Annotated in this window: 18 protein-coding genes; 9 read left to right on the forward strand and 9 right to left on the reverse strand. The window is 55.8% G+C overall.

Annotation, left to right across the window (positions count from 1 at the left end):
• Positions 1-96: 96 nt before the first annotated feature.
• Complete coding sequence (locus CWM61_RS10365; protein WP_100631201.1) at positions 97-2,355, forward strand: TonB-dependent siderophore receptor; 2,259 nt, start codon at positions 97-99, stop codon at positions 2,353-2,355.
• 263 nt (positions 2,356-2,618) lie between these two features.
• Here CWM61_RS10365 and CWM61_RS10370 read toward each other — a convergent pair whose 3' ends face one another.
• From CWM61_RS10370 to CWM61_RS10380, 3 genes are all read right to left on the reverse strand, one after another.
• On the reverse strand, positions 2,619-2,987 hold the full coding sequence (locus tag CWM61_RS10370) for a helix-turn-helix transcriptional regulator (protein ID WP_025713528.1): 369 nt from the start codon (positions 2,985-2,987) through the stop codon (positions 2,619-2,621).
• A 33-nt stretch (positions 2,988-3,020) separates the two neighbouring features.
• Positions 3,021-4,781, reverse strand: coding sequence for a tannase/feruloyl esterase family alpha/beta hydrolase (locus CWM61_RS10375; RefSeq protein WP_074387350.1), 1,761 nt, complete (start codon positions 4,779-4,781; stop codon positions 3,021-3,023).
• Positions 4,782-5,153: 372 nt separating this feature from the next.
• On the reverse strand, positions 5,154-5,384 hold the full coding sequence (locus CWM61_RS10380; protein ID WP_100631202.1) for a potassium:proton antiporter: 231 nt from the start codon (positions 5,382-5,384) through the stop codon (positions 5,154-5,156).
• Positions 5,385-5,405: 21 nt separating this feature from the next.
• Here CWM61_RS10380 and bamA point away from each other — a divergent pair, with 21 nt between their 5' ends.
• Entirely contained in the window at positions 5,406-7,829 is a 2,424-nt protein-coding gene (bamA, locus tag CWM61_RS10385; RefSeq protein ID WP_074387348.1) for an outer membrane protein assembly factor BamA, read from the forward strand.
• Positions 7,830-7,868: 39 nt separating this feature from the next.
• Here bamA and CWM61_RS10390 read toward each other — a convergent pair whose 3' ends face one another.
• Positions 7,869-9,035: an SMP-30/gluconolactonase/LRE family protein gene (locus CWM61_RS10390; protein WP_100631203.1), complete on the reverse strand. Its 1,167-nt coding sequence runs from the start codon at positions 9,033-9,035 to the stop codon at positions 7,869-7,871.
• Positions 9,036-9,161: 126 nt separating this feature from the next.
• Here CWM61_RS10390 and CWM61_RS10395 point away from each other — a divergent pair, with 126 nt between their 5' ends.
• Together CWM61_RS10395 and CWM61_RS10400 are read left to right on the forward strand one after the other, a co-directional pair.
• Positions 9,162-10,109, forward strand: a complete 948-nt coding sequence (locus CWM61_RS10395; RefSeq protein WP_100631204.1) for a LysR family transcriptional regulator — start codon at positions 9,162-9,164, stop codon at positions 10,107-10,109.
• A 270-nt stretch (positions 10,110-10,379) separates the two neighbouring features.
• Complete coding sequence (locus CWM61_RS10400) at positions 10,380-10,733, forward strand: anti-adapter protein IraM (protein WP_008807283.1); 354 nt, start codon at positions 10,380-10,382, stop codon at positions 10,731-10,733.
• A 38-nt stretch (positions 10,734-10,771) separates the two neighbouring features.
• Here CWM61_RS10400 and CWM61_RS10405 read toward each other — a convergent pair whose 3' ends face one another.
• Genes CWM61_RS10405 through CWM61_RS10415 form a run of 3 tightly spaced genes read right to left on the reverse strand, consistent with a single transcriptional unit; the run spans position 10,772 to position 13,324 of the window.
• Positions 10,772-11,533 (reverse strand): inositol monophosphatase family protein, encoded by a 762-nt coding sequence (locus tag CWM61_RS10405; protein WP_023296898.1) that lies wholly within the window; start codon positions 11,531-11,533, stop codon positions 10,772-10,774.
• Between the two features lie 10 nt (positions 11,534-11,543).
• Positions 11,544-12,557 carry a LacI family DNA-binding transcriptional regulator gene (locus tag CWM61_RS10410; RefSeq protein ID WP_100631205.1) on the reverse strand — a complete coding sequence of 338 codons (1,014 nt, stop codon included), beginning with the start codon at positions 12,555-12,557 and terminating at the stop codon, positions 11,544-11,546.
• A complete protein-coding gene (locus tag CWM61_RS10415) occupies positions 12,554-13,324 on the reverse strand; it encodes an MBL fold metallo-hydrolase (protein WP_074387343.1) in 771 nt (256 codons plus the stop codon). The genes CWM61_RS10410 and CWM61_RS10415 overlap by 4 nt, the downstream gene beginning before the upstream one ends.
• Before the next feature lie 163 nt (positions 13,325-13,487).
• Between CWM61_RS10415 and CWM61_RS10420 the strand changes: the two genes are divergently transcribed.
• The 4 genes from CWM61_RS10420 to CWM61_RS10435 are packed head-to-tail and all read left to right on the forward strand — an operon-like array spanning position 13,488 to position 17,436.
• Positions 13,488-14,519: an ABC transporter ATP-binding protein gene (locus tag CWM61_RS10420; RefSeq protein ID WP_100631268.1), complete on the forward strand. Its 1,032-nt coding sequence runs from the start codon at positions 13,488-13,490 to the stop codon at positions 14,517-14,519.
• Between the two features lie 29 nt (positions 14,520-14,548).
• Positions 14,549-15,688 (forward strand): extracellular solute-binding protein, encoded by a 1,140-nt coding sequence (locus tag CWM61_RS10425; protein ID WP_100631206.1) that lies wholly within the window; start codon positions 14,549-14,551, stop codon positions 15,686-15,688.
• A 60-nt stretch (positions 15,689-15,748) separates the two neighbouring features.
• Complete coding sequence (locus tag CWM61_RS10430) at positions 15,749-16,582, forward strand: ABC transporter permease (protein ID WP_008807277.1); 834 nt, start codon at positions 15,749-15,751, stop codon at positions 16,580-16,582.
• The gene (locus tag CWM61_RS10435; RefSeq protein WP_100631207.1) at positions 16,579-17,436 is read left to right on the forward strand and encodes an ABC transporter permease; all 858 of its coding nucleotides are present in this window, start codon (positions 16,579-16,581) and stop codon (positions 17,434-17,436) included. The genes CWM61_RS10430 and CWM61_RS10435 overlap by 4 nt, the downstream gene beginning before the upstream one ends.
• Positions 17,437-17,482: 46 nt before the next feature.
• Here the strand turns inward: CWM61_RS10435 and CWM61_RS10440 are convergent, their stop codons facing one another.
• Entirely contained in the window at positions 17,483-17,761 is a 279-nt protein-coding gene (locus CWM61_RS10440; protein ID WP_061156107.1) for a YjcB family protein, read from the reverse strand.
• A gap of 507 nt (positions 17,762-18,268) precedes the next feature.
• Between CWM61_RS10440 and CWM61_RS10445 the strand changes: the two genes are divergently transcribed.
• The gene (locus tag CWM61_RS10445) at positions 18,269-19,873 is read left to right on the forward strand and encodes an EAL domain-containing protein (RefSeq protein WP_074387339.1); all 1,605 of its coding nucleotides are present in this window, start codon (positions 18,269-18,271) and stop codon (positions 19,871-19,873) included.
• Here the strand turns inward: CWM61_RS10445 and soxS are convergent.
• Positions 19,858-20,187 carry a superoxide response transcriptional regulator SoxS gene (soxS, locus tag CWM61_RS10450; protein ID WP_004151738.1) on the reverse strand — a complete coding sequence of 110 codons (330 nt, stop codon included), beginning with the start codon at positions 20,185-20,187 and terminating at the stop codon, positions 19,858-19,860. The genes CWM61_RS10445 and soxS overlap by 16 nt on opposite strands.
• Positions 20,188-20,264 lie beyond the last annotated feature (77 nt).

The raw sequence follows: 20,264 nt of genomic DNA on the forward strand, positions 1-20,264 counted from the left end.
AATCTGGTGAGGCGCAGAGGCGAGTATTTTATCCCATTGTTTTTTCAATTGGGGAAGGCGTTATGCCCGACAGCAACAGAAAACAGGGCATATTCTATGAAATACACGTCTCACTTCCCGCTGGGGATCGTCATTCCTTTGCTCGCCTGTAGCGTGCCGCTGCAGGCGGCGGAGAACGTGACCGAACAATCGACGCCTGAAGAGAGCGCCGGCACTGCCGAAAACCACGAGGAGACGATGGTCATAACCGCCGCCAGGCAGAATCTGCAGGCGCCGGGCGTGTCGACCATTACCGCAGAGGAGATTCGCAAACATCCCCCCGCCCGCGATGTATCGGAGTTAATTCGTACGCAACCTGGGGTAAACCTGACCGGCAACTCCACCAGTGGTCAACGCGGCAACAACCGGCAAATTGATATCCGTGGTATGGGGCCTGAGAATACGCTGGTGCTGGTCGATGGTAAACCGGTGACCAGCCGTAACTCGGTGCGGTATGGCTGGCGCGGCGATCGTGACTCCCGCGGCGATACCAGTTGGGTACCAGCGGAGATGATCGATCATATCGATGTGATCCGCGGCCCGGCGGCGGCGCGCTATGGTAATGGCGCGATGGGCGGGGTCGTCAACATCGTGACCAAACCGACCACGCCTGAATGGCACGGGTCGTGGAATACCTATATGAATGCTCCGCAGCACCGTAAAGAAGGGTCGACGAAGCGTACCAACTTTAGCCTCAATGGTCCGCTGTCGGACAGTGTCAGCTTCAATCTCTGGGGTAATCTGAGTAAAACCCAGGCCGATGCTCAGGACATTAACGCCGGGCATGAAGCTGAACGTACCGGTTCCTACGCCGGTTCTTATCCCGCCGGACGTGAAGGGGTGGTGAACAAAGATATTCACAGTAAGCTGCGCTGGGAGTTCGCCCCGATGCAGGCCCTGGAGTTTGAGGCCGGCTACAGCCGCCAGGGCAACCTCTATGCCGGCGACACGCAAAACACCAATACCAGTACGCTGGTGAAGAGTATGTACGGGAAAGAGACCAACCGTCTCTACCGGCAAACTTATGGCGTGACATGGACCGGCGGCTGGGATAATGGCGTGACCAGCAACAGCTATGCCCAGTACGAACACACCCGTAACTCGCGAATGAATGAAGGGCTGGCGGGCGGTACGGAAGGGATCTTCTCCAGTAGCGAGTTTTCAGATATCGATCTGGCCGATGTCCTGCTACATAGCGAAGTGAATATTCCGTTTACGCTGGGGGTCGATCAGAATCTGACGCTGGGCACCGAATGGAATCAGCAGCGGATGAAAGATGGCGTATCGACAACCCAGGCGCTCTCATACGGGACTATCGACGGTGTGTCGGCTACCGGTCGTAGCCCGTACTCCAGCGCCGAGATCTTCTCGCTGTTTACCGAAGATAACATGGCGCTAACGGACAGTACCATGCTGACACCCGCTCTGCGCTTCGATCACCACAGCATCGTCGGCAATAACTGGAGCCCCTCACTGAACCTCTCCCAGGCGTTGACGGATGACTGGACGCTGAAGCTGGGCATTGCCCGCGCTTACAAGGCACCTAACCTCTACCAGTTGAACCCGAACTATATTCTCTACAGCAACGGCCAGGGCTGTTACGCCAGTAGTTCCGCCTGCTATCTGATGGGGAATAGCGACCTGAAAGCGGAGACCAGCGTTAATAAAGAGATTGGTCTTGAGTACAAGCATGATGGCTATCAGGCGGGAATCACCTGGTTCCGTAACGACTATCACAACAAGATTGAGTCAGGGTACGCGGCGGTGGGCACCGCCAGCAACGGCACCACCAATATCTATCAGTGGGAAAACGTACCAAAGGCGTTAGTGGAAGGCCTGGAAGGAACGCTGAATCTGCCGGTGGGGGAGACGGTTAACTGGAGCAATAACCTGACATGGATGCTGCAGAGCAAGAATAAGACGACAGGCGACCGGCTGTCAGTGATCCCGCAGTTTACCCTGAACTCGACTTTGAGCTGGCAGGTCCGTGAAGATCTCTCTCTGCAGAGCACCTTTACCTGGTATGGCCGACAGAAACCAAAACGCTTTAATTATAAGGGCGAGGCGGTCAGCGGCAGCGAATTAAACGAAGTCAGCCCATACAGTATTGTCGGTCTCAGTGCGACCTGGGATGTGAACAAAAACCTGAGCTTCACCAGCGGGATAGATAACCTGTTTGATATCCGTCAATACCGGGCAGGGAATGCGCAAACGACCGGCAACGCGACGACGGGGGCTTATCTGTATGGCGCGGGTGCGGAGACCTATAACGAGTCGGGGCGGACCTTCTTTATGAGCGTTAATACTCATTTCTGATGATCCTGATGAGGAGTAAACCGGGTGCAGCGCGACCCGGTTTTTTTATTTCAGATGAGAGCTGAGGAGGCGGTTATAAATCGTGACAAAATCTTCACGCCCTCTACATTATTAGCTCAAAATATCCTTTTATACTGATTTCCGTCGCGCAAGGTCGTTGATCCCGACCGGGTTCGATAATAGCATCCTGCTATTTCCCTTCTGTAATATCCCCTGTCCCCCTTCCATTCCCAACCGCAGCGATGCGGAGGAGGGGGACCTCCTTATTTTTGCCGCGTGACCTGATAGCGATACTGAGTGGGTGTGAGCGCATGATATTTTTTGAAGGTACGATTAAACGCACTGAGATCGTCATAACCGACCATCATACAAATATCGACGATTCGGTAACCTGGCGTCGTCAGCAATAAACGGCAACACAGCGACATGCGCTGCTGGCGGATATATTCCATTGGCGAACGATCAAAATAATGGCGGAAGAGTCGAAATAAATGCCAGGGGGAATAACCAGAGATATCGCTCAGGTCGTCGACGGTCAGTTTCTTATCCAGATTATTATCGATCCACAGGAGCAGGTCGTTTAATACCGATTGCTGGAGCGTTTTGCTACGCATGATTGCGGCTAATCCCATAACGAATGGCTCCTCAGCGAGGAGCCTTGGGGTTTATTGAACAGTGAGTTCGCCGTGGCGAACCTGATAATTTTTTTGATTATCAGGGCCAATATAGTCGCTGGCGGGTTTTGCCAGCTGCAGATGATCAAACGCGGTTGATTGCTCTGCATGATAATTTTCGCCGTCATTCACGTCGCCGTGCCCGTTATAACGGGCAATGGCCGGAAAGGGGTACGCCGGGCGAGTCGCGATAACGGCTGGGGCGGCGTCAGCGTAAGGCTGACTGACTTTCTGCACGCCATGAAACTGCGTTTGGGCATCTGGTTTTTCTGTCATCGGCGGCAGGCTGGTGGCGGCTGGCGCCCGTTTTCCGGCCATGATCTCTTGCGGCGCGATGCCTTCCTCGGTCCAGCGCATCAGCGGGGTAAGGAGATCAATTTGATCGTAACCTTCGCCATTACCGCAATGGGCTACCCCAGGCAGCAGGAATAACCGCAGGAAGGTATCCGTTGCGGCATGGCCCATCTCTGCTTCTACGCCGCGGTAATAGGCGATAGAAAAGGCTGGGCTGACGGAGTCATCGGCCAGACCGTGCCACAGGATAAGCTTGCCGCCGCGCTGTTGATAGGCATGAAGATTGGTATTTGCCGCGTTATAGAGCGGTGCCAGTTGAGCGACGGCGTCAAAATTCTGCTGGTTCAGTGGGAAATCCCGCATCGATTGGATCTTCTGTTTTCCTCCCGGCAGGAGTACGGATTGCAGAGCCGGCAGTACCATCATTTCCGACATTGAGTGGCCGGTCGGGGTCTCGGGCACCGGCCAGCGTAGCTCGGAGCCCAGCGGCAGACCGCCAGCGACAAACTGGGCGTCATGACTGTCGTAAGCGCCGCGGTAAAGCTGTTTCACTACCTCGATCTCTTCCCGCGTCAGGCAGGTAGATCGGTCCTGAGCATCGGCAGGACAGCGGGGGAGCCATGACTCAGAGAACTGACAGGCATACGGATTTTGCAGGATACCATCCTGCACGCCGGAAAGCGTCGGGCAGTGAGCCAGCACGACCTGGTGAATCAAAGGTAAGCGATCTTTCAACAAGATAGCGGTACCGTCCGGACGCTGATTGGCGGCCACATTCCAGCCGTGGAAGAAGGAATTCTGAAACTGGAAAAAGGCCGCAGGCGCGCCAGCGCTGATACCGTCAAAATCTTGCGGAAAGCGCTGTGCTTCCATCAATGCCTCGCGACCGCCGTCCGAGCAGCCCATAAAGTACGCGTACTTTGGTTGCTGGCGGTAAAGCGTCTGAATCACCGCTTTGGTCAGCACGGCGGTCAGGTGGTTGGCGCGCCAGGCAAAATCGATGCGCTTTTGCGGATCCTCGGCCCATGAAGCATCCATCATACTGCCATGGTGCCCCATATCGGTTGCTGCCACCACAAACTCGCCGTTCATTGCCGGCAGGCAGCCGCTGGCATTCGACAGACTCAGGTTAATACTCCCGCACAGTCCGCCGCAGCCGACCTGCAAGAAACGTTGACTCCAGCGTTGGGTCGGCAGGGCAATCTGCACGCCAATCTGGGGGGCGATAGTGGCGCTCACCTTGCACCAGCTTCCCTGCGCGGAGGTCTGCATTTCAGTGTGGTTGATAGTGACCTTTGCGCCAACGGCGGCGCTGAAGTCGATCGCGCTCAGCGCATCGCATGTTAGCGCGGGGAGAACCATCGGCAGACTGGCGGCAGCCTGCGTGGGTGAAGCGAACGATAACCCAAAGAGGGTGCAGAGGATGACGGGTAAGATCGTCTTGAGTAAGCGTGTCATACGCAGTTCCCTGTTGCTAATGATGGGAGGCGGCAGGATGGCGAAGCCTATGCCTCACCTTCCCTGGCGAGGCGCCACTGCTTGGCTATTGTAGATAACGATAGACTTTCCTTGATGCCTTGATAAGGCGACCCTACTGTATTCTGCTATTTTGAGGAAAATATGGAGATGTTCGTTAACGGCATCTGGCGGTGTATACGGGGTAGAATGTTGTGATATCAGTTGCATAATTTATTCAATTTCTCTTCATTATATCTGCTGGGTTTCAGGATATTTTCCTCCCTGTTCCTGGTGATCCCAGAGAGCATCATTCCTAACGAGAATTTTCCCCCTTTCCATTAACAAGAAAGGGGGCTTTTTTAATAAAAACGTTCAGGTAAATCTAAATATAGCTCTGGTGTTGGCCATTAGAACCACGGCGTTCAGGAAAAGTTCCATCATTAAATATATTTTTAAAGATGATTTAACATCCTTTTTTTCTCCATTTTGTCGCCATAATTGCATGTAATTCTGCGCCTCGCTCAGGTTATTTTCTGTCGCATATTTTAGAGATGCATCCTGAACAAATAAGCTCAACGCCAGCAGAACACTGCTATTGCTCATTATCTCGTAGACGACACATTCATGTTAAAAAAGACTCATATCATCAGCGGATTATTGATCGCCCCTTTAACGTTATATGCCGCAACATCATATCAAGTTGATGATATCCGTTTTGAAGGGCTGCAGCGCGTGACCGTCGGGGCGGCGCTATTAAGTATGCCGTTGCACGCAGGAGATGCGGTGACGCCAGAAGATGTCAGCGAGGCAGTGCGGGCACTGTATGCGAGCGGCAACTTCGAGAATGTGCAGATCCTGCGCGATGGGAAAACGCTGGTGGTGCAGGTTAAGGAACGGCCCACTATTGCCAGCGTCAGTTTTTCCGGCAATAAGTCAGTGAAGGATGATGCGCTAAAGGAAAATCTCACCGCGTCCGGTATTTCTGCAGGTAGCGCACTGGACAGAAATTCGCTTAGCGAAATAGAAAAAGGGTTGCAGGATTTCTATTACAGTGCGGGGAAATACAGTGCGCAGGTTCACGCGGTGGTGACCCCGTTACCGCGTAATCGCGTTGACTTAACGTTCGTCTTTCAGGAAGGCATCTCGGCGAAAATCGCACAAATAAACATTATCGGTAATCAGGCGTTTCGGGAAGAGATGCTCCTGGACCAGCTTCAGCTACGCGATAATGTGCCGTGGTGGAACGTGGTAGCCGATAAAAAATACCAGAAGCAGAAGCTGGAAGCCGATCTGGAAACGCTGCGCAGTTTTTATCTCGATCGCGGCTATGCGCGCTTTGCTATCGAGTCCACGCAGGTCAGTATGACGCCAGATAAAAAATCCCTGTATATCACTATCGCCCTCAATGAAGGCGAACGTTATCGGGTCGACCGAACTCAGGTGACAGGCGACCTGGCGCAGCATGGACCGGAGATCGAGGCCCTTGCCCAGCCGCTGGCGGGAGTATGGTACAGCGGGGCGCAAGTCACCACGGTTGAAAATGAGATCAAAAAGCGTTTCGGTAAGTATGGTTATGCCTGGCCGCAGGTGACGACCACGCCGGAAATCGATGATGCGCATCACCGCGTGACGCTGCATATTCAGGTCAACGCAGGCCGCCGCTACTCGGTACGCCAGATCCGCTTTTCCGGTAACGACACCTCCCGGGACGCGGTGCTGCGTCGTGAAATGCGCCAAATGGAAGGGGCGTGGCTCAACAACGAAAAAGTCGAACAAGGGAAAGTACGTCTTGACCGAACGGGTTTTTTTGAGAACGTTGAACAGCAGATCGTTCCGGTCAGTGGGACGGCAGATCAGGTCGATGTGGTCTACAAGGTGAAGGAGCGCAACACCGGCTCATTTAACGTGGGCCTGGGATTTGGTACGGACAGCGGCGTGAGCTATCAGCTTGGCGTGACTCAGGATAACTGGCTGGGAACGGGTAATAGCGTTAGCTTCAACGGGACGCGCAACAGCTACCAGTCTTATCTTGAACTGGGGGCGACGAACCCGTGGTTTACCGTCGATGGCATCAGCCTGGGCGGAAAGATTTTTTATAACAGCTATGATGCTTCCGATGCGGATGCCGGGAGCTATAACCAGCAGAGCTATGGCTTAGGCAGTACGCTGGGGTTTCCTATTAGCGAAAATAACTCCCTGAACCTGGGACTGGATTATGTTCATAATCGCCTGACCAATATGGATCCGGAGCTGACGACCTGGCGCTACCTCAGCTCCCGGGGAATCGAGCCCAGCGTGGTGACGAAAGATGGCGACAGCGGCGCGAAATATAGCGCCAACGATTATTTTGTGAGTCTTGGATGGGGATACAACGATCTCGACCGTGGCTTCTTCCCGCGTGCGGGAAACAAGAGCAGTCTTAGCGGTAAAGTGACCCTCCCCGGTTCGGATAATAGCTACTACAAGCTCTCATTTGACACCGCCCAGTATCTGCCGCTGAGCGAGAATAAGCGCTGGGTCTGGATGGAACGTTTGCGTGCAGGCTATGCCGGTGGGTTAGACGGCAAAAGTGTACCGTTCTACGATAACTTTTACGCCGGCGGCTCGTCGTCAGTGCGCGGATTCTCTTCTAACACCATTGGGCCTAAAGCGGCCTATTACCGTTGTAACGGTAGCGAAAGCAGCTATAGCGCCTGCCCGCTGGACGCCTCGTCTGATGCGGTCGGCGGGAATGCCATGGCGGTGCTGAACAGCGAATTTATCATTCCAACCCCCTTTGTGAATGATAAGTACGCCGATAGTTTGCGAACCTCGCTGTTTGTTGATGCCGGGACGGTCTGGAGCACATCCTGGCAGAACACCGCGCAGACGCTGGCGGCAGGGATCCCTGATTACGGCGATCCGGGTCATATTCGTCTCTCCGCGGGGATTGCCGTGCAGTGGATGTCTCCCCTCGGTCCACTGGTCTTCTCCTGGGCAGAGCCGTTTAAAAAGTATGATGGCGATAAAGCAGAACAGTTTCAGTTTAATATTGGCAAAACCTGGTAGAAACTCAGGCAGGCCCTACGGGCCTGCCTGCCGTGTGGATCAGGGCTGCACCACTTTCCAGATGGTATATTTCTCTTCTCCCGGCTTTACCGCCTGAGCGAAGTGCTGGTTTAAATGGCTGGCGGTGAACATTACCGCGCCATCCGGGCCGATAGTCGGCGTATCGGGCCAGAACACGCGGTCGTCAGCGGCCAGCAGGGTGAACCGCCCGTTCTGCGGGCGATAACGGACAATACCGTTATGGGTCACATCGGTGATATAGAGTTCACCATGCTTATCGACCACGATCCCATCGCTATTCCCGCCGACCTCACCCGCGGTACGGATGGCCGCGGCAAGTTGGTGTTCGTTCATCGCGGGATCGCGCAGCGCGGCGGTGGCGATGGTCCGCGCCGTGGTACCGGTGGTGACCGTCCAGTAGAGGGTTTCCTGGTCCGGTGACAGCGCAATACCATTGATACCAAGCATAATGGGGTTGCCCGGCCAGACCGTTTCCCCATGTGAAACCACCTGCAGGCTGGCAACCGGCATCAGCGCCGGGTGCTGGTTCAGTACCCGGCGGACCGTCCCGCGGTTAGCATCCACGACGATCAGTCCGGCCTGATTGTCCGGCGCGCTGCGCAGGCCGCTGTCGGCGATATATGCCACCCGGCGCGCCTCATCGACCACAATATCGTTGAGGAAGCTTCCTTCCCGGTCGGCGACGCTGTCGAGCGGAATGCGCTGCACCAGATGACCGTCGCTGAGCGCATAGATCATGATTTTTTGCGCCCCCGGCGGCGCCGTCTTTTCGCCTGCGATAAAGCCCTGATCTAACGCCCATAGCCAGCCGTTGCGGTTATCGACGTAAAAGCCCAGCACATTGCGCAGGTGCGTGCGGGGATCGGCGCTGATGCTGTTGGCCGCGGTGGACGGAAAGGCAGTGAGTCGTGCCGGGCCGCTCAGGGACTCGGTATCGAGTAGACTGAGCGTGGCGGGCGCCTGGGTCGAAATCAGACGTGGGGTGCTGACAAACGCCCGACCGGCGGCGTCAAAGTGCAATCCTGCGATGGGCGCATTGACGGAATGCGCATCGACGCGCTGCTGCCAGGTGACCCCGGTATAGCTGCGCCATAGCGCCAGATGGGCAGGGGCGTCAGGCCCGGCCGCCAGTGCGGTCTGCCCCAGGGACAGCAGGCCGAGAACGAAGAGTGAAAAACGATGCATCATAGTCTCCAGAAAGCCGAAAAAAGGGGCAGATGGCACGGTTAAGCCTCGGTAAATGATTTTATTAAATCCCTTCGGGAAGATAAGATGCCTGGAATGACAATCATTTGTTCTCTGGAGAACCAAATGGCCCGGCGGTTTGATTATCTTGCGGATGTGGAAGTCTTTCTGGCGGTGGCCGAGCGCGGGTCGTTTACCGCCGGCGCGGTGGCGCTGTCGTCGACGCCGTCGGTGTTGAGCCGGGCTGTCACCCGTCTTGAAACGCGCCTGGGGTGCCAGCTGCTGCGCCGCTCCACCCGGCGGATCAGCCTGACCGAGGCCGGAAGCGCCTATCTGAGTCAGGTCCGCCAGGCGTTTGAGGTGCTGGATAATGCCGAACGGGAGACGCAGGGGCAAAAAGGGGCGTTATCCGGGCGCGTTAAATTGAGCGCCCCCACCACCTGGGGACACTATCGTTTGCCCGCCCGGCTGGCGTTGTACCGTCAGCTGCACCCCGACGTACAGATTGAGTTGAATATTACCAACCGCAATGTCGATATTATCGCTGAGGGCTTCGATCTGGTGGTGCGCCAGGGACATTTACCCGACAGCGGCCTGGTGGCAAAAAAGCTGGAGGATGCGGCGCTATGTCTGGTGGCCTCGCCAGCCTATTTACGCTCGACAGCGAGACCGCTGAGTAAAATAGCCGATTTGCGCCACCATTCATGCCTGACATTTATTATGCCGGCAACGGGAAAAGTCGCCGAATGGGTATTTCGTGAGGATGGCCAGGATATCAGCTGGCTGCCGCCGTCATCTCTGCATGTCTCCGATGATGTGCTCGGGGTGGTCTCGCTGGCCCTGCAGGGGGTGGGGATCTGTCAGAGCTATGCGTTTATTGTGCAGGAGGCGATCGCGCGCGGGGAGCTGGTTCCTGTTCTTCCGGCGTTCGCCGGACGTTCACGGCCTTTCTCGGTGCTTTACCCGCCGCATAAAAGCCAGTCAGCCGCTGCCCGGGCATTAATTACCCTGCTGACCATGCCAGCCGAGGCGCTGGCGACGCTGTGCGCGACATTACCTGATACCCATGGCTGAGGGCTCATCCACAAGGACTAAGACGTTTTGTCAATTATGTTTATATTATCTTATTTTTTATTATATTTTCTTTTCTGTGGTTAATTTATTTCTTTTTTTATAGAGGTTAACCATTAATCTCTTGATGAAAAATTAAGGTTACCGATAATGGGTTATGTTGTTAGGAATTGTCTTAAGTCACATAATTGTCAGGTGTGCTTGCAGTTTATAATGATGGATGCTATCACTATATAAGGTAATAATTTGTAGCATCTGTTATAAGGAAGGAATATGAAATGGACTATTCTTAATACTCTCATCTGCCCGCAATCCGGCATCGCCTTTTCGGCAATATCCAGCCTGCGTTTCTTAAAGTTTATTATGTGGTACGAGGCCGATGTGATACTGCTGCCCGGCGAGTCGATGAAGCTCTATTCCTCGAGAGTTTTAATTAATGACCAGTATCATTCATTAAAAATCTACAATATTACGGTGTACGACGAGGCGCAGTGGGAGAAATTACGCGAACGGCCATCTTGCCCGTATCAGGCTGGCGGCAAGCAGTCTGACTCCTGTTTTTTCCAGTCCTTTTGCGCGATTAAGCGCTGCCCGAATAATATTCCGCGCGGTGAACCCTGGCGTTAGCCCGAGAAAGCCGCCGGTCGGCTACCGGCGGCGCGATGTTATTTGACCAGCAGGGCGGCCATTCGTGGCTGGACGCTTGCGCAGCCGGCGAGGACGAGGTTGCCTTGCCGCAGCCCTTCATTGGCGAGAAATGCATTGCACGTTCCGCCCGCCTCCTCAATCAACAGCATACCCGCCAGCGCGTCCCAGCTGTTCATATGCGCTTCAAAATAGCCATGGATCTGACCGGCAGCGACATGCGCCAGCATCAGAGCGCCCGCGCCAAAACGGCGATACTCCAGGCCGGCGTCGAGCAGCGTGTCGATGGCCCGGGCATAGTCGCTGGCCGGGGCGCGGCTGGAGCGCCCCATGCCGATCACCACCGCGTCGGGATCCGGTTCACGCAGCGTCAGGCGACGACCGTTGAGAAACGCCCCTTCGCCGCGGCCGGCGAAGAAAAACTCATCGCGATCGGGGGCGTAGATGATGCCGAGCGAGAGTTCGCCCTGGCACACTCTCGCCAGTGAGATGCACCAGTAATCCATGCCAAGGATAAAGTTGGTGGTGCCATCCACGGGGTCAAGCACCCAGACGGTGTGCTCATCGCCTTCGAAACCGCTCTCTTCACCGAGGAAACCCTCCTGCGGAAAGTGCGCCTTCAGCCATCCTTTAATCTCCCGTTCTACCGCGAGATCTGCTTGCGACACAAAGTCCTGGCGCGATTTTTTATCGACCTGCAATCCCGCATCGCGCAGCGCCTGGGCGTGGGCGCCTGCCTGGCGAATCAAGGCGCATAATGACTCTCGTTGTGCTTCCGTCATGGTCTTGCTCTCAGATAATAAAGGGCGACGTGCGCCGGTGAATTAATGTCACCTCCACCCAGGTGGTGCGTGAAGGTTGTAAAGGGTCGACGGTGCGCTCCTGCAGCCGGGCGAGGGTCTGGCGGGAGATCGCCGCCACATCCTGATGTAGCGTGGTGAGCTGGTAGCTATATTGCGCGGTCGGCGGCGTGTTATCAAAACCAATCAACTGATAATCCTCAGGCGCCTGTTTGCCGCGCTGGCGCATTCCATCGAGAAAGCCGCAGGCAATCTGGGCGTTAGCGCAGAAGATCCCCTCCAGCGCCTCGTCGGCGAGCGCCGCGGCCTGAAACCCGCCCGTATAGCCCTCTTCCGGGCAGGCGAGGATCGCCAGATTGCGTTCGACGTCCACTCCGCGCGCCTGCAGTGCCCGGCTGAATGCTTCCCCACGCATGCGCCCGGCCCAGGTCGAAGGAGAGTGGTTGAGCCAGCCAAACCGCCGGCAGCCGCTGCGCAGCAGCTGGTCGGCCGCCAGTTCGGCTCCCGCGACGTTGTCAGAGCAGACGTAATCCACCCCGGGGATCGTCGGCTGGCGGTTAATGCCCACGACCGGGATATGCTGCTGGACGCACTCGTTCACCAACGCCTCCGGCGGCTGGCCGGAGGTGACGATAACGCCGGAGACGCGAAACTGTGTGAAACGGCGCAGGGTGTGTGCCAGGTCCTGCTCGCTGTGGATCTCGCTCACCAGCGCCTGAAAGCCCTGGCGCTGGATCTCGTTGAGCAGCGCATCAAGCAGAGTGCTGCGAAAAGGATCGCTGATGCGCGAGACGATCACGCCGATTAAGTGGCTGCGCTGGCGATTGAGCCCCTGGGCAAGGAAGTTAACCTGGTACCCCAGCTCTTCGGCGGCGCGCAGCACCCGCGCCCGGGCGTCGGGAGAGATGCTGCCGTTGCGGCTCAGCGCGCGTGACACCACCGCCCGGGAGACGCCGGCCAGTCTGGCCACATCCTGGGCGGTGACGCTGGGTTTACGTGGGCTCATAGGGCATGCGCCTCATCGGCGAATGCGGGACGCGGCAGCGTAAAGTGGTCCCCATCCTGCGACACGAATAATCCCTGCCACGGCTGACAGGCTTGCTTCAGCGCCGGCAGGGCGGCGTCCTCGCAGTGATAGAGCCCCAGCGCCGGGAGCTGCAGCGTTCTGAACAACATCAGGCAGGAGGGGAAATCGCCATGAGAGGCATCGTCGTCAAGGGCCGCCACCGAGGCACACTCCTGAAACGCCAGCCCGGCGCCGGCCATCAGGGCTATCGAGTCGGCGGTCGGTCGGCCATCGCCGCTGTAAAACAGTGTCTGTCCGGCAATGGTGATGCGGATGGCGCGATTACTCAGCTCATGCTGGGTGGCAGCGGTGCGGATCTGCCAGTCCTGCCACGTCCAGGCTTCACGGCATTCCTGCCAGTCGATGGTGAAACCAGGGTCCGCCTGAGGCCAGTTCGCCAGCGCGGCCAGCTGCATGAGCACCGGCTGCTGCGCTGGCTGGCAGTAGATAATCAGCGGCTTCTGGCGGGCGTTACTTTTCCAGTAATTCAGCAGCGCCGTCAGACCGGTGCAGTGATCCGGATGGACGTGGGTGAAGTAGATCGCGTCAATATCATTGACCCCGCCGCCGCGCTGCCAGAGTGCGCGGGGAACGGTGGGGCCGCAGTCGATTAACCACTGTTTGTTGTCCGCATCGATCACCCGCAGCGCGGAGGTATTTTGCGTGCAGGAAAAGGCGCTCCCGCAGCCAAGCACATCTATTTTCATTGACCCTCGCCAAAATTTTTTGCCGCTTAATTAAATTGTCATAAATACCCGACAAAGTAGGCTCACATCATGTCGAGTTAACGTTGCATTTTTTTTACAGCCAAATGAACACGTGTTCACCTTGCTAAAAAAAATGCCGCAGCAGCGCTTTCAGGTAGCGAATATGAGTTATTTACAGATCACCGGCCTTAAAATTAGTTATGGCGATAACGTGGTTTTACATAATATCGATCTGGCGGTCGAGCAAGGGGAAATGATTGCCCTGCTGGGCCCATCGGGATGCGGAAAAACCACGCTGCTGAACGCGCTCTGCGGCTTTATTCCGGTGCAAAGCGGCGAGATGACTATTGCCAGTCGAACGATCACCCATCTTGCGCCGGAGCAGCGCAATATCACCATGGTGTTTCAAAGCTACGCCCTGTGGCCGCACCTGACGGTAGCGCGCAATATCGGCTATGGCCTGAAGCTGCGCAAGTGGCGCGGGGCGGATATCGCGCGGCGGGTGGCAGAGCTGCTGCGAATAGTCAATCTCGAAGGGCTTGGCGAGGTGAAAGTGACCGAACTGTCGGGCGGCCAGCGGCAGCGGGTGGCGCTGGCGAGAGCCCTGGCCATAGAGCCCCAGGTGCTGGTGCTGGATGAGCCGTTATCTAATCTGGATGCCAAAGTGCGCCTGAATGTGCGCCATGAAATTAAATCTCTGCAAAAGAGACTGGGTTTCACGTCATTAATTGTCACCCACGATCAGCAGGAAGCTTTAGTGATGGCGGACCGCATTGCGGTATTAAATCAGGGGCGTATTGAACAAACTGGCACCCCGGAACAAATATATCAACATCCCGCGACGCCCTTCGTCGCTGATTTTATGGGCGCCGATAATAAAATAACCTCCGGTGAATTATCCGCTGCCGCAATATCCGGTTTATCCGCCGCTCAGCAGGGTGAAAAAGTTATTTATTTTCGCAGCGCCGATGCCACGCTCGGTGAATTAACGCAGCCTGCGCCGCAGGAGGGACTTGCTCTGGAGGGCGTGGTGGAGCAAAGCGCGTTTCTGGGCAATCTGTATCGCCACAGCGTGCGCTGCCATGACCGCCTGCTACTGGCCGATGCCGCGCAATGCTGGCCGACGAGAAGCCGCGTTCGGCTCCATGTGCCAACGCCGGCCCTGCATATTTTTCCTTTACCACTATCACAGTGATATCAGCGTGTTCATTCTGGGGACAATCCATGTTGACTAAGACGAAAGCAGCGATCGTAACGACCCTCTTCCTGAGCGTTGGCGTACAGGCCGACACCATTCTTAACGTCGCCACCGCGGGCGATCAGAATATGGTGGATTATGTAAAAACCTGGCTGGGGCCAAAATTTGAAGCCGCTCATCCCGGCGTCAAGGTGCGGGTGATCGGTACCGGCCCCGGCGACGCCGGGTCGAATAAAATCAGCGAGAAGCTGACGGCCCAGCAGGAGAGCGGCGCGCAGCAGTGGGATATCGACGTCGCGGTGGTGCACCAGAAGGCGGGCGGTGAGCAGGTGGAAAAGGGATTACTGCAAAAATACCGTCAGGATATTCAGACCGGCGGCATGGTGAGTTCGCCGAGCGCCACTCAGGCGCTGGGCGTTAACGTCGACGGATACGTCATGCCGATGTTCTTAAGCCAGACCGCTATCGCCTGGAACAGCGATCTGCTCAGTACCCCACCGGCGTCGTATGACGAGCTGGTGGCCTGGACGCAGAAACATCCGCAGGCTTTTGGCTATAACGGCATCAAAAACGGCATGTCCGGCGTCAGCTTTGTGGTGGGCTGGATCTACGCCTACGGGACCGACGCCCAGCGTCTCTCCGCCGGGCCCTATGATAAAAGCGTCGAAAAAGGCTGGCAGCAGGCCTATGAGAAGCTGAAGGCGTTCAATAAAAACGTGACTTTCACTCCGGGCAACGCCGGGACGCTCGACATGCTGAGCCGGGGGGAAATCGCCATGGGCCCGGTGTGGGTCGATATGTTCTATAGCTGGAAAGATCAGGGCAAGCTGCCGCCCTCGATCAAGCTTGCTTTACTGGCGCCGGGTATGCCGGGTCAGCCGATGTATTACGTCATCCCGGCGAAGGCGGCGAATCCGCAGCTGGCGCGCGACTTTATCGCGCTGGCCACCAGTCCGGAAGTGCAGGCGCAGGGGATCGTTAAGCAGTTTAACTGGTATCCGGGCATCGACGCCGGGCAGGTGAAGCCGAAGCTGGATACGGCGACCTGGCAAAAGCTGTTTGCCGAAATCTCGCCGGAAGCGCTGGCAAAGTATGGCAAAAGCTTCCCGATCGCTCCCTATTTTGACGACATCAAAGAGGGTTACGAAAGCCAGGTGGCCAACTAACGCCTTCTCCCGCCCGGGTTGTCGGCCCGGGCGCTTTCTTGTGCTGACGTCAGGTGCATTATGTCCAGTTCATTAAAATATCTGCTGCTGGTTGCTCCGGCGGCGCTGATGATCGCGATCCTGTTTTTGTATCCGCTGGGGTTTTCGCTGGTCTCGGCGTTTACCGCGCCGGGACAGCCGTTCACACTCGATCACTTCCGCAAGGTCTATGCGCTTTACGCCAGTGATGTGCTCTTTTCGCTGATTATCGTACTGGTCTCAGTGGCGCTGTTAGCGCTGATCGCCATTACCCTGTCGGCAGTGATTGCGCTGTCACCGTGCCGACCCGTTGTTCGTCTGCTGGGTTTTTTGTATCGCTTACCGTTGTTTATTCCGTTTATTGTCGTCGCCCAGATGATGCGCACTTTTCTCGCCAAAAATGGCCTGATGAACAATGCGCTGGTGGCGGCCGACCTGGTCACGCCGCTGGAGACGCTCTCCTGGCTAGGATGGAAAGGGATAGTGATCACCTTTGTCTGGAAGCAACTGGCCTTTGCCACACTGCTGATCTGCGGGGCGATGGCGGCGCTGGAGTCGTCGCAGATCCTTGCTGCACGTAACCTTGGCGCCTCCCGGCCGCGGATCCTGTTCGATATCATGCTGCCGCAGGTCCTGCCGACCATCGGCGTGGCGCTGGTGCTGTCGACGGTGACCATGATGTCGGTGCTGTCGGTACCGTTGATGATCGGCGTAGGGACGCCGACGATGCTGACGGTGGATATGGCGTTTCGCGTGAATTCCTATGGCGATTACGCGGTGGCGAATGCGCTTGGCGTGGTGTCGCTGGCGATCTGCGGCGCGCTGTCGTGGTTTTACCTGCGCCACAGCCTGCAGCAAAAAGGAGGGGAATCATGAAAGCGCTGACCCTCGCCTCATCCCCGTCATGGTGGATGAAAGGGCGCCGTAAAGTGCGCGCCAGCCTGGCGCTGCAGACCCTGCTGCTGCTGTTTATGCTGCTGGCGATGTTTGGCCCGCTGCTGAACCTGTTGATCTGGACCGTAGCGGAAAGCTGGTATTTTCCCCATTCGCTGCCCAGTCAGTGGGGGCTGAAGTACTGGTATCAGGTTTTCAACCCATACAGCGATGTGTCCGGTTCGCTGTTAACCAGCGTGTTGATCGCCCTGTTGTCGGTGGGGGTCTGTTTGCTGATTTCCGTACCCGCCGGCTATGCGCTTTCCCGGCGGAAGATGCCGCTGCGGGTGCTATTTATGCTGCTGTTTCTCATCCCGCAGGCTTTTCCCAACCTGACGGTATACATGAATGTTGCCCGATTGTTTTATCAGTGGGGATTGAACGGCAGTATCGCGGGGGTGGTGCTGGTGCATAGCGTCCACGGCCTGATGTATTCGGTGTGGATCTGTGTGGCAGCCTTCTCATCCATCGACCCGCTGCTGGCGCGGGCGTCGCGTAACCTTGGCGCCGGACCGGTGTATACCTTCTGGCACATTGTGCTGCCGCAGGCGGCGCCGGGGATCGTTGCCGCCAGCATCTTCGTTTTTCTGGAATCGCTGGATGAATTTACCGGCACCTTCTTTGTCGGCGCGCCGGATATCACCACGCTGCCGCTACTGCTCTATAACGCCAGCATGTCGGGTAACTATCAGGTCTCGTCGATTACGGCGCTGATTTTGCTGGTGCCATCGCTGCTCTTTATGGTGGTGATCCATAAATTTATGCGTCCGGAGATGATGGCGAAACTGGGGAAATAAGGACGGTAGAAAACAAAAAAGCTTCCCGGTGGGAAGCTTTTTAACATCAGGTCATCATCATTGGCCATTCTGGCGGGGTCTGACTCATGACCTCAATCATCACATCTTTGATGTTGCCCCAGATTTTGGCGATATCGATCAGGGTGATGCCCAGCAAACCGGTGGCGAACCAGCAGGCGGCGACAAGGCCGAGGCAGCTGCAGATCACCGCCAGACCGGCATAATCACTTTTCCGTAGCTGGATATTCAACGAGCTGGCGAGAAACATCAGTACCGCGCTCACCAGGGGCCAGCGCAACAAAACGACACTGGTAGTAATGGCCATTAACCTATCCTCAAAGAAAGTCGGGGAGCCATAGATGACCTGGCGCGACTGACGATGGCATAGCGCTCTGGTCTCGACTGGCAAACTAGAGAGTGATGAAACGTCATTTCTGTTTCATCAACTTGTGTGAACTATATCACATTTGGCGCTTTATTCACCAGTCAAAAAATGAGCTTTCGCTGCGCTTAATAAGCCTGATATTTATGTGGATATAGGTGAGCGATGGTCATTAGTTATTTTCATTCTGCGGCTAATGATTATTATTCTGCGGGTTTTATTACCTGTTCTTGTTTATTACACGGAGAAACCGAGTCAGATGCACGTCTATTCTTAATCTGACGAGAATATCTTTCGAATACCTGATAAATAAGTATTATTCAACACTACCCGCTGGAATGATGGCGCCTGTGAAGGGCCTGCCACTTACTGCGGGTGTCTATCGCAGTCGCGATTGCTAACGTGTTCGGGCTACCTTAATTAAGGCATATCGCATGGATGAAAGCGTAAATGGGTGACAGTGCGCCGCATAAGGCGCTCAGACTCGTCGGGATCGGTGTCGTTATTTTATTGCCGGTGTTGTTGGCATTGTGGTTTGCCCAGCTGCGGGCCAAAGCCGAAACTATTGATCAATTACACTCATTTTCGCAGCTGGCGCTGCAAAAAACGGAAATGGTTATCCGCGAAGCGGAACAGGCTCGGGCGAAAGCTAGCCAGTATCGCGGGGAACTGTGCTCAGCGGAGCACCAGCGTTATTTACTGCATATTGTTCGCGGTCTGCTGTATGTGGAAGATATGATCTACGCTCAGGGCCAGCGCTTTATCTGTTCAACGTCTGTCCATCCCGCGACCGGCTGGCGGATGCCGGCGGCGAATTATACTAAAAAGCCGGATGTGGCGATTTACTACTACCGGGATACGCCGTTTTACCCGGGCTTTGCCATGAATTATATGCAGAAGGGACCCTATGTGGTGGTGGTCAACCCCTACTCGTTCAGCTCGGTGATTGCCAGCGATCGCGATTTAGCCTATGGCGTTTTCGATACCAAAACTCACCTCTTTTTCTCGCTGAGTGATAATGTCGAACCCGCGGAACTCCAGGCGTTAATTCGCGAAGGCGATGCTTTTTTTAATCAGAATGGCCGGGTATATACGATAGCCCGCTCCGCTATCCGCCCGATCGCCGTGATCATGTCGACCTCGCGGGCCAGCTACTACCACAACTTCTGTAACCAGGCCAGCCTGACCCTGCCGCTGGGGCTGATTTGCAGTATTTTACTGATGCTGGTGTGGACACGAACCCGTCGGCAGTATCATTCGCCGCGCAATATGCTGCAACGAGCCCTCAGCTGCCGCCAGCTGCGGCTGCACTACCAGCCGATTATTGATATTAAAAATAACCGCTGCGTTGGGGCGGAAGCGCTACTGCGCTGGCCGGGATTTGACGGCCCGGTGATGAATCCGGCGGAGTTTATTCCGCTGGCGGAAAATGAAGGCATGATTGCCCAGATCACGGACTACGTGGTGGACGAGCTGTTTTATGAAATGGGTGAGTTTCTTGCCAGCCATCCACAGCTGTATGTGGCGATCAATCTCTCTGCGTCCGATTTCCACTCGGCGCGGCTTATTTCCCAGATCAGCGAGAAAGCGCACAGCTATGCGGTCTGCATCGGGCAGATCAAAATCGAAGTGACCGAACGCGGGTTTATCGACGTGGCGAAAACGACGCCGGTGATCCAGGCGTTCCGCGAAGCAGGCTATGAGATTGCGATCGATGATTTCGGTACCGGCTACTCGAATCTGCATAATCTGCACGCGCTGAACGTCGATATCCTCAAAATCGATAAAACCTTCGTTGATACGCTAACCACCAACAACACCAGCCATCTGATCGCTGAGCACATCATCGAGATGGCGCGCGGGCTGCGTTTAAAAACTATCGCGGAAGGGGTGGAGACCCCGGAGCAGGTCAGCTGGCTCTACAAGCGCGGCGTGCAATTTTGTCAGGGTTGGCTGTTTGCGAAAGCCATGCCGGCGCGGGAGTTTATGCAGTGGTTAGCGAATGCTCCCACGCCGATAAGCAGGCCTCAGCCGCCGCGTCACGCGGAGATCTGATGGCGGTAGTCGCTGGGAGTGCGGTCGAACTCGCGGCGGAACACCCGGGAGAAGGTTTGCTGCGAGACGTAGCCCAGATCCATCGCGATATCAAAGATAGGTCGCTGAGTGGTTCGCAACGCTTCCGCCGCCAGCAGCAGGCGGCGCTGACGAATATAATCACCCAGCGTCTGATGCATTACGGTACGGAACATCCGCTGCAGATACCATTTCGAGTATCCTGACTTTCTGGCGACTATATCAATGTTAAGTGGTTGATCGATATGTTCATCAATCCATTCAATCAGTGTTTGAATAATATCCTGATGGGACATAAAGCGGCCTCTCTCAATTCTCGATTCGTCGTTTTGTCTGCGGGCGAGTATAATTCCTCAAGTTAACTTGAGGTAAA

The organism is Klebsiella sp. K-Nf6 (assembly GCF_002806655.1).
GTDB lineage: Bacteria > Pseudomonadota > Gammaproteobacteria > Enterobacterales > Enterobacteriaceae > Klebsiella > Klebsiella variicola.